This is a genomic window from Pedobacter sp. 01T416_2, assembly GCF_056398925.1.
The window spans coordinates 1-13,501 of sequence record NZ_JBFTQI010000056.1 but is presented as its reverse complement, the minus strand read 5'-3'; the positions used below and the strand labels follow the sequence as shown (position 1 = coordinate 13,501).

The 13,501-nt window shown below is 39.9% G+C and carries 12 protein-coding genes; 8 read left to right on the top strand and 4 right to left on the bottom strand.

Going from position 1 to position 13,501, the window contains the following annotated elements:
* The 3 genes from ppsA to AC1DPQ_RS04255 form a co-directional block, all read left to right on the top strand.
* Nucleotides 1–2,111: phosphoenolpyruvate synthase (gene ppsA, locus AC1DPQ_RS04265; RefSeq protein ID WP_477608086.1), on the top strand; the 2,111-nt coding region annotated here is incomplete at its 5' end.
* Between the two features lie 305 nt (nt 2,112–2,416).
* Nucleotides 2,417–4,549, top strand: coding sequence for a S9 family peptidase (locus AC1DPQ_RS04260; RefSeq protein ID WP_477608084.1), 2,133 nt, complete (start codon nt 2,417–2,419; stop codon nt 4,547–4,549).
* A 101-nt stretch (nt 4,550–4,650) separates the two neighbouring features.
* Complete coding sequence (locus tag AC1DPQ_RS04255; protein ID WP_477584337.1) at nt 4,651–5,322, top strand: NAD-dependent epimerase/dehydratase family protein; 672 nt, start codon at nt 4,651–4,653, stop codon at nt 5,320–5,322.
* A gap of 88 nt (nt 5,323–5,410) precedes the next feature.
* Here the strand turns inward: AC1DPQ_RS04255 and AC1DPQ_RS04250 are convergent, their stop codons facing one another.
* Nucleotides 5,411–6,169 carry a M57 family metalloprotease gene (locus tag AC1DPQ_RS04250; RefSeq protein ID WP_477584335.1) on the bottom strand — a complete coding sequence of 253 codons (759 nt, stop codon included), beginning with the start codon at nt 6,167–6,169 and terminating at the stop codon, nt 5,411–5,413.
* Between the two features lie 308 nt (nt 6,170–6,477).
* Here AC1DPQ_RS04250 and AC1DPQ_RS04245 point away from each other — a divergent pair, with 308 nt between their 5' ends.
* Together AC1DPQ_RS04245 and AC1DPQ_RS04240 are read left to right on the top strand one after the other, a co-directional pair.
* A complete protein-coding gene (locus tag AC1DPQ_RS04245; protein WP_029274987.1) occupies nt 6,478–6,795 on the top strand; it encodes a hypothetical protein in 318 nt (105 codons plus the stop codon).
* A gap of 140 nt (nt 6,796–6,935) precedes the next feature.
* On the top strand, nt 6,936–7,460 hold the full coding sequence (locus AC1DPQ_RS04240) for a DinB family protein (protein ID WP_051691638.1): 525 nt from the start codon (nt 6,936–6,938) through the stop codon (nt 7,458–7,460).
* An 89-nt stretch (nt 7,461–7,549) separates the two neighbouring features.
* Here AC1DPQ_RS04240 and AC1DPQ_RS04235 read toward each other — a convergent pair whose 3' ends face one another.
* Complete coding sequence (locus tag AC1DPQ_RS04235) at nt 7,550–7,729, bottom strand: hypothetical protein (RefSeq protein ID WP_057931837.1); 180 nt, start codon at nt 7,727–7,729, stop codon at nt 7,550–7,552.
* A gap of 190 nt (nt 7,730–7,919) precedes the next feature.
* A complete protein-coding gene (locus AC1DPQ_RS04230) occupies nt 7,920–8,621 on the bottom strand; it encodes an SAM-dependent methyltransferase (RefSeq protein WP_029274984.1) in 702 nt (233 codons plus the stop codon).
* A 279-nt stretch (nt 8,622–8,900) separates the two neighbouring features.
* On the opposite strand from AC1DPQ_RS04230, the gene AC1DPQ_RS04225 reads away from it, so the two are divergent.
* Complete coding sequence (locus AC1DPQ_RS04225) at nt 8,901–10,583, top strand: DUF6600 domain-containing protein (protein WP_477608082.1); 1,683 nt, start codon at nt 8,901–8,903, stop codon at nt 10,581–10,583.
* 547 nt (nt 10,584–11,130) lie between these two features.
* On the opposite strand, the gene AC1DPQ_RS04220 is transcribed toward AC1DPQ_RS04225, so the two are convergent.
* Nucleotides 11,131–11,754: an HAD family hydrolase gene (locus AC1DPQ_RS04220; protein WP_477608080.1), complete on the bottom strand. Its 624-nt coding sequence runs from the start codon at nt 11,752–11,754 to the stop codon at nt 11,131–11,133.
* 52 nt (nt 11,755–11,806) lie between these two features.
* Here AC1DPQ_RS04220 and AC1DPQ_RS04215 point away from each other — a divergent pair, with 52 nt between their 5' ends.
* On the top strand, nt 11,807–12,061 hold the full coding sequence (locus AC1DPQ_RS04215; RefSeq protein ID WP_230146651.1) for a YtxH domain-containing protein: 255 nt from the start codon (nt 11,807–11,809) through the stop codon (nt 12,059–12,061).
* A gap of 63 nt (nt 12,062–12,124) precedes the next feature.
* A partial coding sequence (locus tag AC1DPQ_RS04210) for an MBL fold metallo-hydrolase RNA specificity domain-containing protein (RefSeq protein ID WP_477608078.1) occupies nt 12,125–13,501 on the top strand: 1,377 nt, incomplete at its 3' end.

The window sequence follows — 13,501 nt, the reverse complement described above, 5'->3', positions numbered from 1 at the left end:
GTTTTGACCATTGGAAAGTGCAATTATCTGTCGTTGTTCAGAAAATGGTTTTTCCGCAGGCAGCAGGAATATTATTTACGGCAGATCCGGTTTCAGGAAATCGGAGAATGTTATCTATTGATGCCAGTTTTGGATTAGGAGAGGCCATGGTTTCGGGCCTGGTAAATGCCGATAATTATCAGGTGTGCAGTGGCAGAATTATCAATAAAAAAATATCAACTAAGAAACTGGCTATTTATGCCTTAAAAGACGGTGGTACAAAATCTCAAGGGCTTTCAGCTGGAGAGCAAAATAGTCAAGTGCTTACAGATGAACAGATTTTACAGCTTGAGCAGCTGGGTAGAAAGATTGAGGAGCACTTCGGCCAYCCACAAGACATCGAATGGTGTTTGGCTGATGGTAGGTTTTATATTGTTCAGAGTAGGCCAATCACTACATTATACCCAATCCCCGAAGGGAACGATCAGGGAAACCATGTTTACATATCTGTCGGACATCAGCAAATGATGACTGATGCCATGAAGCCATTAGGGCTATCGTTATGGCAGTTAAGGGCAGCCAGGCCAATGTTTAGTGCTGGCGGAAGGTTGTTTGTAGATGTAACGGATAGTCTGGCCACCGCAGCTGGGAGGACGAATTTATTAGATGCGATGGGGCAACATGATCCGCTCATAAAAGATGCATTGATCACCATCACAGAAAGAGGCGACTTTATAAAACAACTACCAGATGATGGAAAAGGACCAGTGCTGGTCAAGAGTACTAAGGGCCTGTCGGCTGCCGATATTTTAACGCAGATAGGAAACGACCCTGCTATCGTTGCTGGTCTGATCAAAACTAATGAGGCGTCAGTAGAAACACTAAAACAAAACATCCAAACGAAATCAGGACCAGGTCTTTTTGATTTTATCCTGGAAGACATCGAGCGATCAAAGAAGATGATATTTGATTCGCAACATATGGGGGTGATTATAGCCGCGATGAATGCTTCATCCTGGCTCAATGAAAAGATGGAAGAATGGTTGGGTGAAAAAAATCCGGCAGATACATTGTCTCAGTCGGCACCCAACAACATTACTTCAGAAATGGGCTTGGCATTATTGGATGTTGCAGATGTAATCCGTCCTTATCCAGAGATCATTAATTATTTACAAGAGGGAAAGGAGGATAATTTTTTAGATGACCTGATTCAATTTGATGGTGGAAAGGAAACGCGGAATGCAATCTATGCATATCTCGAAAAATACGGAATGCGGTGTGCGGGAGAAATTGATATTACGAACACACGCTGGAGCGAAAAACCATCGATATTAATTCCCTTAATCCTTAGCAATATCAAAAACTTTGAGCCCAATGCTGGTAAACGAAAATTTGAGCAGGGGAAACAGGAAGCTTTAAAAAAGGAAAATGAATTATTGAGTAGATTGGCTCATTTACCAGATGGTGAACAAAAAGCCCTGGAAACAAAGCAAATGATCAGTCTGCTCCGGAATTTTGCGGGTTATCGTGAATATCCCAAATACGGTATTGTTAACCGCTTTTTTGTTTATAAGGAGGCTTTACTAAAAGAAGTCGAAAAACTCGTAGATGCTCATGTTTTTCATGAAAAGGAAGATAGCTATTACCTCACTTTTGAAGAACTTTGTGAAGTGGTACGCACGCATCAAGTTGATTACCAGCTTATTGTTGAACGAAAAGAAGAGTACTGCAAATACGAGAAACTTACGCCGCCACGGGTAATTACCTCTGATGGCGAAGTTATTACGGGTAAATACAATCGCGAGAACCTTCCGGCAGAGGCAATTGTAGGTTTAGCGGTTTCTTCAGGAATGATTGAAGGACGGGCACGCGTAATCCTAAACATGGAAGATGCCGATCTGGAAGATGGAGATATACTGGTTACCTCATTTACCGACCCAAGTTGGACCCCATTGTTCGTCTCAATAAAAGGCCTGGTTACCGAAGTTGGGGGATTAATGACACATGGTGCCGTGATTGCAAGAGAATATGGCCTGCCGGCGGTGGTTGGCGTAGAAAATGCCACCAAACTGATCAAAGACAGGCAGCGTATTCGAGTTAACGGAACAGATGGTTATATAGAGATCTTATAACCTCCTTGCTGCTCTTTCTGGCGACCAACGGCTCACAAGAATAACCTTGTTTACACATTTCTATTATCAAAAATATCTTTCAGGTAAACGTCCAGGGTAACCAAAAGGTAACCAAAGGGTTAACATGGTGCAAAATAAATTGTATGATAAAAAAAATTGTGGAAAGCTATACTCCCAGCGCTGTGCCCTTCACGCCTCTCTCCGTATTCTTTGTGGTTAAAAACGATATACCACCTAAATTTGTATCATGATTAATACTAATCATTTCCTAAAACAGTCTTATTTTTAGCGCAAGATTAACTAACATGATGAATAAATATTGGCTTACCGTAACGGCTTGTACTTTGGCCATTACCGCAAATGCTCAGCAGAAGTCCCTAACCGTTAAAGATTACGAAAGGGCGGAATGTTTTATGAGCTATAATACCGCAAAGTATATCGACCATGCCAGCGTGCAACCTAACTGGCTGGAGCATGATAAATTCTGGTATACTACTAAAACGAATGGCACTGAACAGACTTTTTTGGTAGATCCGGTAAAGAAAACAAAAACTTTAACTACCGATTATAAAGGCAGTGCAACACCATCTCGACGTGGGGCCAGCCGGAATGAAGTTCTATCTCCCGATGGAAAAAAAGCCATTTTAATTAAAGATTATAACCTTTTTGTTAAAGATATAGCCACTGGAAAATTAACGCAATTGACCACTGACGGCATTAAGGATTATGGTTATGCTACCGATAATGCAGGATGGAAACATAGCGATGCGCCAATTTTGCGCTGGTCGCCAGATTCGAAAAAGATAGCCACTTTCCAACAAGACCAAAGAAACTCGAAAGATATGTATCTGGTAACCACAAATGTGGGCGCGCCAGTATTAAAAGCCTGGAAATATCCTTTACCAGGCGATAAACAGATTGCAACCATTAGAAGAGTGGTGATTGATGTAGAAAACGCGAAGATGGTTTCGCTAAACATCCCTGCAGATCAACACCGTGCTACCTTAAGTGATGATATTTCGAGCAGTGGTACTTTTGATGATATCGATTGGAAAGCCGATGGCACTGAAGTAGCATTTCTGTCCACCTCCCGCGATCATAAAAATGAAAAATTCCGTATTGCCAATACCACAACAGGGGCCGTTCGCGAAGTTTTCGAAGAAACGGTAAAAACACAATACGAATCTGGTCAGGGAGCCATCAACTGGCGTTACCTTCCTGCGTCTAAAGAGATTATCTGGTATTCGGAAAGAGATAACTGGGGTCATTTATACTTATATGATGCTACCAATGGAAAATTGAAGAACCAGATTACGAAAGGCGATTTCGTAGTTACCCGTTTAGTTAAAGTAGACGAAAAAACACGTACGCTTTACTTCATGGCCAACGGCCGCGAAAAAGGAAATCCTTATTTCAGCCATTTATACAAAATCGGTTTCGATGGAAAAAATTTAGCATCGTTAACCCCCGAAGAAGGTAATCATCAGGTGGTATTTTCTCCATCGTTCGAATATTTTGTAGACACTTATTCACAACCAGATGTACCAGCCGTTACGGTTCTAAGAAGTATCAGCGGAAAACTGATCAACACCTTAGAGAAAACAGATGTATCCAGGTTAACTGCTACAGGCTGGAAAGCTCCTATCCCCGTTTCTGTTAAAGCCAAGGATGGTAAAACTGATATCTACGGGCTGGTTTTCACACCGACAAAAATGGATGCTGGCCAGAAATATCCAGTTATCGATTATATTTATCCAGGTCCTCAGGGTGGTAGCGTAGGCAGTTGGTCTTTTGCTGCCTCACGTGGCGATAATCAGGCTTTGGCCGAGCTAGGCTTTATTGTAGTGGTAATAGAAGGGACCAGTAACCCAGACCGCTCTAAAAGTTTTCATGATATGAGCTATGGCAATATGGCTGAGAATACTTTACCCGATCAGATAGCGGCTATCAGGCAGCTCTCTGCTAAATATCCTATTGATACGACAAAAGTCGGTATCTGGGGACACTCGGGCGGAGGTTTTGCCACAGCTGCGGCCATGTTCCGTTATCCGGATTTCTTTAAAGTAGGAATTTCCGAATCAGGTAATCATGACAATAGAAACTACGAGGACGATTGGGGCGAACGTTACAATGGTTTGGTAGAAAACGCCGATTATGAAGCACAAGCCAACCAGAACTATGCTAAAAACCTAAAAGGGAAACTGATGTTGGTTCATGGTATGATGGATGATAACGTGCCGCCTTACAACACATTATTGGTTGTAGAGGCATTAGAAAAAGCAAATAAATCTTTCGATCTGGTTATTTTTCCAAATAGTGCACATGGTTATGGTGAATACTCACCTTATATGATGCGTCGTCGTTGGGATTATTTTGTACAACATCTTTTAGGAACAGAACCACCTAAAGATTATCAAATGAAAGCCAGTGTAAAATAACTTTAAGAGCAACCTAATCAGTTGCTCTTTTTGTTTATATTACCTTAGCAATGAAACAAAGTACCTCTTTTTTAGCTTTTGTTTATTAAGCAAATCATATTATGGGAAAAACCAGAGATCAGAATAATGTAATCATAACCGGTGCTACTGGGATGGTTGGCGAAGGGGTATTAATGCAGTGCCTAAACAGCCCTGAAATTGATACTGTTTTAGTGATTAACCGCAAGCCATGTGGTTATAGCCATCCAAAGCTTAAAGAGATCATCCATCCCGATTTTTTCGATTTTTCGCAGATTGAAAATCAGCTTTCGGGTTACAATGCATGTTTTTTTTGTTTAGGGATTACTTCGGTAGGTGTTAATAACGATATCTATTACAAAATGACTTATACGCTAACCATGCATGTTGCAGAAACGTTAAGTAAGCTAAATGAGGGGATGACTTTTTGTTATGTTTCCGGTGGAGGAACCAATGAAAATGGACGGTTGAAATGGGCACAGGTAAAGGGTAAAACAGAGCATGATTTAATGAAATTGCCTTTCGGGCAGGTGTTTAATTTTCGCCCGGGTTTTATTAAGCCGCTGCCAGGACAAAAATATGCCCATAAATTTTATAAATATATCAATTGGTTATTTCCTATTGGAAGGGCCGTTTATCCAGATGGGTTTTGCACTATGGCCGAACTGGGCAATGCCATGATTAATACTTTAAACCATAATGGCGAGCGGAGGATTTTAGAAGGAAAAAACATTATTGCCTTGTCAAAAGAATAAGCCCGGGTGCTGCAATGAGCTCCCGGGCTTATAATTATCAGCTCCTTATAGACCAGTTTAGGTTTGTTTAGTTGTTTTTTAGCAAATTTTAATATAATACAGCAGTAGCATCTTTATCTTTTTGCGATAATACTGTGGCACCCGATCCACATTGGCCACCATTCATAAGAGATAAGGCATCCGTTCCGGTAACACCAGGAACATTTGTAGCGGTCGATTCGCCCTGAGCTGCCCAGTTGGTATGTCTGAAAGAAATACAGTGACCGAATTCATGGCATATTGTTCTGGCACGTTGGGCAAACGAATTACCAGCAATGTAATTTTTATTGATTTTAACCAAAGCACCTGCACTTCCTCCCGAAGGGAACTGTCCTTGCCCACAAACACCATTTCCTAAATTTTCATCTTTGATCAGGATATCATAAGGTGCTGTAGTTACCACGCTAAAACGTAAGGTCGAATTTGGAACACCATTCCATTGCGCAATAGCACTATTGATCTCGCTGCCCATAGAAGTCATAGACGGATCTACAAAAATTCTAATGTTTAGCTTTTTAGTGCTGTTTACAATGCTTCCGGTATAATACTGCTCAGTTTTAGCGCCAGCGCCATTAGCAGGGATTTCCATGTTTTTGGGGAATGTAATATCTTCTTCTACGATAAATTCATTTCCATTATCAACAATACTTGTTGCAGGGAAGCCCAGGTCTTTAATGTACTGCAAAACTTTGTCCGAATTTTTTACCGTTTCTTGAGGCTCAGTGATCGATTCCTGATTTTTTTTACAGGCTGCAATTACCACTGCCACCATGGCAACGATGGCAATCTTTTTTAGATTATTTTTCATGAAGTTTAAGTTAGTTAAGTCCTTTCGGAGCTGATAAACAAATGTAACAGAACTTGTTACATTAATTTTGGCTGTAGGATAATTTTACACGAAAACATAATCAATATGCTTTGTAATGTTTTAAATTTATGTTTGTATTTAAAAATTTACATAAACAATCTGTTTTATCGATAATATTTTAGTTAAATAAGAGTCGTCAAAGAAAAACAAGATTAATTCCATGTCGCTTACCAACCAAAAAAAACATACTACCGGTTAATTCTTCTTACCTTGCCAAATTATGGCCAAAAAAGCCCAAATTTTATAATATGCAAAATGAGAGTATAGCCTTACAGGCGAAAGTGTTTTTATATCATTTAAACAATGCCAACAACGAAAATGGTTTTCGGACCAAAGAATCGTGGAAGTTTAGCCAGGTAAGTGAGCAGGGAAAGGCAGAAATAGAGCACGATTTCTTCCCTACGGTTTCTGTTCAGGTAGACCCAAAAAAGATACATGATTTTGCAGCAAGCGTATTATCACAGCTTAAGGAACAACCTAAAATTAATGTGCCAGATCTTAATGTTAGTATCCAAACCGGATCAGAATATTTTATTGCTTTTTCTCCTGACAGGATGATCAGGTAAGAGGGGGAAATGCATGATGGGAAATGTAAACTGAAATGAAGAAAACACTTTATTTTAAAAATATTTTTATGTTGATTTTTACACTGCCATAGGGTTGTCAGTCGCCTGTATTTTCTTTGTGTAACTAAAACAAAAAAGACATGGTACAGGAACAATTATTCGCAGAAACAATGGAAGAAACTTCCCTTGTGTATTTAATGAAAAATTATGCAAACTATAATTTCTGGGCAAATTTAACCTTGGTAAATTGGTTAAAAAATCATCCTGAAGAGTTATTGGAGCAGGAAGTATTATCGAGTTTTAAAAGTGTGAAGTTAACGCTTGCCCATATTTTACAGGCACAGGAGTATTGGTATTCAATTCTCACTAAAACCGAATTCGAATTTCGCGAATATGGAAGTTTGAATGATATTTTTAATGCGCTGTTGAAACAGTCAGAAAACTTAGCCGTTTATATTACTGCAATCAGTGAAGATAGATTTAATGAGAAAACAGAAATTCAAAGTCCTTGGTTTACTTCCGACTTTCAGAATTTTGAATATGTGTTACATGTGTTCAACCACAGTACCTACCATCGTGGCCAGATCATTACCATTTGCCATAATTTAGGAATAACGGGTGCCCCTATGACGGATTATAATTTCTATAATGTAATGGCGAAATAAAATACCATTCGTTAAATAATGACTTGTCGGAAAATCTCATTCAATAAGGATCTTCCGACAAGCTTTTTGGTATATTAAGTTGCCTATAGTTACTTTTTGTTATCGTATTTTCTTTGATTGTCCTTGTTGGAAGTTTGATCTGACCGTTGACCGCCTCCATTGGTTATTCCCTGGATTTTTTTATCTGTTTTAACATCGTGGTTAGCTCTGTCAGCTATTGAACTGCCCTGAACTGTTGGATTGTTTTTTGGTGTGCTCGTATTTTTCATAACTCAAAGATTTAGTGAATAATTGCAAAGCGCTATGATAACAACCAATGTGGGATTGGATATGTTTTGATTTTTTGAAATTCTAATATTTCTCATGGCGTAGTCCGTCATCCCCAACTTGATCGGGAATCGTAATGCAATAAGCTTTAAGATTCTCTCCTTCGAGGGAATGACGCTCGACTAAGGAAACCTAGTACAACAAAAATATGGTAGGCTGTTTATGAAGATCTATCTCCTCTTTGCGCCAATTATAAACACTTTGAGTTTTAATAAATTCATCTTCTGCAGTAAGATTGCTAGCTACACAAACCTGTGTATTGGGTTTGCAGCTTTTCAGCACTTCTTCAAAAAGCTGGTTGTTGCGGAAAGGCGTTTCGATGAATATCTGTGTTTGTTTATAACGGCTTGCCGATAAATCTAAATCTTTAATCCGTTTGGTACGTTGCTCTTTGTCGATCGGTAAATAACCCCAAAAGGCGAAACTCTGTCCGTTAAAACCTGAGGCCATTAAAGCCAGCAAAATCGAACTTGGCCCCACCAATGGAACTACTTTAATGCCGCGTTTATGTGCTTCGGCAACAATATCAGCTCCAGGATCGGCAATGCCGGGACAACCAGCTTCGCTCATTAAGCCTACATCTTTTCCGGCAGCAAGCTCAACAAAAAACTGACCTAAATCTGTCCGGTTATGTTTGCCATAATCGTGTACGATCAAATCTTTTTGCGGTGTTTTTAAACCAGCCTCTTTCAAAAACCGACGGGCTGTTTTACTATTTTCTACAATGTAGGTATCAATCTGGTTAATGGTATCAACCAAATAAGGGGTAAAAGTTTTGTGTGCTACCTCTTCAGCCAATGGTACGGGAATAAGGTATAAAGTGCCTTTTTGCATGCTACAAAAATACTCACAATAAATAGAATTTAAGTTCTAAAGTTTACAGTACTGGCAATATAATCTCTTTTGTAACCAAAGGTGTAGCAAATTTTATTTCTAACTGACTTATTTTCTGCACAATTAAAATGTGCTTAAAACGTTAAATATTAGTTAAATATGCCTCATAGGGCAATATTTGAAGGAAAACACAGAAACTATGCATGCATATTAAACCTTCTGCATTTTTGGTTCTCTAATTGATACACACACATTAGGTTATTAAAATAAAACACACAAATGAAAACACTGAAATCTACGGCACTTGTGCTGGGGCTATTTGCGCTCCTTGCCGGAACCACAACCCTTGTCAGGGCACAAGACTATCAAAACGATTACCAGGACGATGGTTATAGCACTGGCAATGTTTCTTTACAGACTTTTTACGATGAACTTTCGCCTTATGGTACCTGGATACAAGATCCTCAATATGGATATGTTTGGCGCCCTGATGTAGATCAAAGCGAATTTAGGCCATATTATACAAACGGACGTTGGGCGATGACCGAATACGGTAATACCTGGGTTTCCAATTACGATTGGGGCTGGGCACCTTTCCACTATGGTCGTTGGGTAATTAACAGTTACAGACAATGGATCTGGTTGCCTGATACCAATTGGGGACCAGCCTGGGTAGATTGGAGAAGTGGTGATGGTTATTACGGATGGGCTCCAATGGCGCCAAGCATTAGTATTAACCTAAGTTTTGGCCGTCGATATTCGGTGCCAGAATTTTGCTGGAACTTTATTCCACAACGCAATATTTATATCAATACTTTCCCAAGATATGATTACGGCCGCAATAATGTATATATCCGCAATACCACCATTATCAATAACACTTATGTTTATAACAGAAGAACCTATTATGGTGGCCCGAGGGTAGAAGATATAAGACGTGCAACTAATAGAGATGTAACCGTTTACAGATATGCGCAAGGTTCTAGACCAGGTGCAAGCAGGATTAATAGTAGGGAAGTATCTATTTACAGACCTAGACCAGAGCGTAATGCTGATAATCGTAGTGCAGCACCAAGAAAATTTGAGCAAGGTAATGCTGGCATTAACAGGGGTGGAAGGAATGAAGGTTATACCAATCGCGATCAAAGAGGCGGTAATAGCAATAATAACGATAACCGTTTTGGATCGAGAGGAGATAACCGTACCGGACAACCTGATAGAAACAACGGCACTATAGGCAGAGATAATAATAATCAGCCTAATAACAGAGGCGAAGTTTATAATAGAGATGCTAATGGACGTGTTAACCGCGGCAATACCAATGGTGTAGACGGAAGAAACGGACAGGAAAATGTAAACCGTGGTCAAGATCAGCAACGTTTGGAGCAGATGAGACAACAACGTACGCAGCAAGACCGTATGAGCCAAGATCAGCAACGTACACAGCGCGATGTTCAAACGCAGCAACGTGGTCAGGTAGACCAACAACAACGTGCCGCTCAAATGGAGCAACAAAGGGCACAGCGTAACGAGCAATTYCAGCAACAGCGTACGCAACGTGATGCTCAGGGACAGCAACAACGTAATGAGCAGCTGCAACAGCAACGTGCACAACAGTCTCAAGCCCAACAACAGGAAAGGACTCAGCGAGATGCGCAGATGCAACAGCAAAGAAATGAGCAAATGCAACAACAACGTGCGCAGCAGGCTCAAGCTCAGCAACAAGAAAGAGCACAACGCGATGCCCAGGCACAGCAACAACGTGCTCAACAAGCGCAACAACAACAACAAGAACGCTCACAGCGTGATGCTCAGGCTCAACAACAAAGGGCACAACAGCAGCAACAAAGACAAGAACAAAGAAGAACAGAAGCGCCACAGCAACAGCAACAGCAACAGCAAAGAGGTGGTGAAAGAAGCGGCTCTGAAGGAGGAAGACCATCAAGAGGTGGTAGAGGATAGATTGATAAGTCCCGATGAAAATCGGGACTTTTTTATTTAAGAAGCTTATAATCTTACTAACAAGAAGGCAGTTAATGCTTTAGGATTGGAAATGAACATTCAGTATTGCTTCGGGAACAGCAGTCCCATTATCCGCTATAGCTCCGATAAATCCCGATGTGAAATCGGGAGGAGGCTGCCGTTACTACCGGGTTTAGAAACAAAGGTTTGTGCAGCTAAGCACCCAGCCAAAAATAGCACCACTTAACAAGCCACTTAGACCCGATTGGAGTGAACATCCCGATCCTTCATCGGGATAAAACGGAAAGCGGGAATAAACCTAAATAGTTGCAGAAAAACGCTCTCCTAATAGATAGGTTGCCACCCGATAGCAATCTGATGCGAGGCATGAAGCAATGTTAAAACTATTGCTACTAGCGAACGCATTAAGATTCCCAATCAAGTTGGGAATGACGATACTTTCCAGGGTCTCCTTAATTTCATTTATATTGATTTTTATGAAATAATTATCCCTTAGGGAGACAGCACGAGAAAAAATGTGGTTATATTACTGCCCAGCCGCTGCATGAAGCTTGCTTAAATCGGTTCCCCTAAAAGTGCTTTCGGCATTTGGGTGCAGGTTTTCGGGATCGAGTAAAAAAGTAGCTATCCCCAGTTGCAGACCAAATTTAATTTCCGATTCTGCATCGTCTCCTATAATTAAAATATCATCCGTGTTTAAGGCATATTTATCAATCAACAATTTAAAAGCTTCCTTTTTGTTGGTGGTCGAAACATCTACAACATGTACGGCTTCAAAATCATCAGCAATGCCCAACATCTTTACTTTTGAGGTTTGCTGTTTTGGGAAACCTGCCGTTACAATAAATTTCCGGCCTTTAAGACTTTTAATGTAATGATAATCATCACTTGGGTTTAATGGTTTCGTTACCTGGCGGTTTTGCAAATAAGCAAGTATATCGGGCATTAATTCTTCGCTAAAGCCATATTTTTTGGCCACTTTTTGAAAAGGCGTTCTAAGCATGTCTTGTTTTGCAAGCTGAAAATCTTCTTTACTGATCCCTAAATCCAAACTTTCCAGGAAATTGTATAACTCACCCATTAACTGTTCTTCATTTGGTTTGGTAAAATAAATGGTATTGTCTAGATCGATAAAAAAAATATGCTTCATTTAAATGGAATGATTTATGTTGTAATAAAAGCAAAACAACAAGTGCCAATTAATGTTTAATTATTTAAAGAATAAAGTTATGACAAAGGAAACAAAAATTATAGTAGGCGTATTAGCTGGAGCAGCACTTGGTGCAACAATCGCATTGGCATTATCTTCAGATTCGACAAGCGATTTAAAAGGTAAAGTATCAGATTTTTTTGCTGATCTATTAGACGCTTCAAAAGAAAAATTAGCGGGTTTAACAGATAAAGCTACAGGTGTAGCCGATAAGGTGAAAGATAAAATAGCAGAAATAAATGCATAAAGAATTGGAAGTGCCGGAAATATCCGGCATTTTTATTCTATATATTTTCTAACCACCATCTTGATGAACATTGCTTTTCATGGTGCCGCCCGTACTGTTACGGGGAGTAAGCACCTTATTACCTTAAAAAACGGTACCCAGATATTATTAGATTGTGGCTTATTCCAGGGAATGGGCCGTGTTACGGATAAATTAAACGATTTTTTTGGTTTCGATGCCAAAAAGGTTACTTACCTGGTTTTATCACATGCGCATATAGATCATTGTGGCTTATTGCCTAAATTGGTTGCAGAAGGATTTGAAGGTAAAATTTTCTGTACTTCGGCAACTATGGATCTGGCCCGCATTTTAATGATGGATTCTGCCAAAATCCAGATGCAGGATGCAGAATTTTCTAACCGCCATCTGCGCGAAGGCGAAGAAATGGAAGAACCGCTTTACACCGATGAAGACGTTACCAAAACGCTTAGTCTGATGAAAATTGTGGAGTATGAAGAAGATTTCGAGATTGAGGCGGGAATTCGGTTAAAGTTTACTGATGCAGGGCATATTTTAGGCAGTGCTGCGGTACATCTTACCATTACAGAAGAAGGAAAACCTACGCGGATTACCTTTTCTGGAGATGTTGGCCGTTATGGCGACCTGCTTTTAAAAAGTCCGCAGCAGTTTGATCAGGCCGATTATATCTTAATGGAATCAACCTATGGCGATTCGCTACATAAAGATCTCGATCCAATTGAAAACATGCTTTTAGAGATTATTAATCATACCTGTAAAGTAAAAAAGGGAAAAGTAATTATTCCAGCTTTTGCTGTGGGCCGTACACAGGAGCTGCTTTATGCCTTAAATGGTTTAGAATTAAAAGGTAAATTACCTGATGTACCTTATTATGTAGATAGCCCTTTATCTTCAAAGGCAACAGAAATTCTTAAAAACCACCCAGAAGTTTACAATAATGGCGTTAAAGAAACTTTAAAGGTAGATCATGATATATTTGGTTTTAAAGGCCTGCGTTTTATCGAAAGCGTAGAAGAGTCTAAAGCTTTAAATGCCGATCCCAGGCCATGTGTAATTATTTCCGCATCAGGCATGGCAGAGGCGGGCAGGGTAAAGCACCACATCAGGAACAATATTGACAGCCAGAAAAATACCATTTTAATGGTGGGCTATTGCGAACCAAAATCGCTTGGTGGCAGGTTAATTGCCGGACAAAAAGTTGTAGAGATTTTCCGCGATGAATATGAGGTTAAAGCCGAAGTGCAATCGATAAAATCGATGAGCGCACATGGCGATTATGAAGATTTACTGCATTTTTTATCAGGTCAGGACCCGGCTAAAGTAAAACAGCTGTTTTTGGTACATGGAGAATACGAAGTACAGCAACATTTCGCCAGCAAATTGAAAGATGYAGGTTTTAAACATGTGGCTATTCCCGAATAT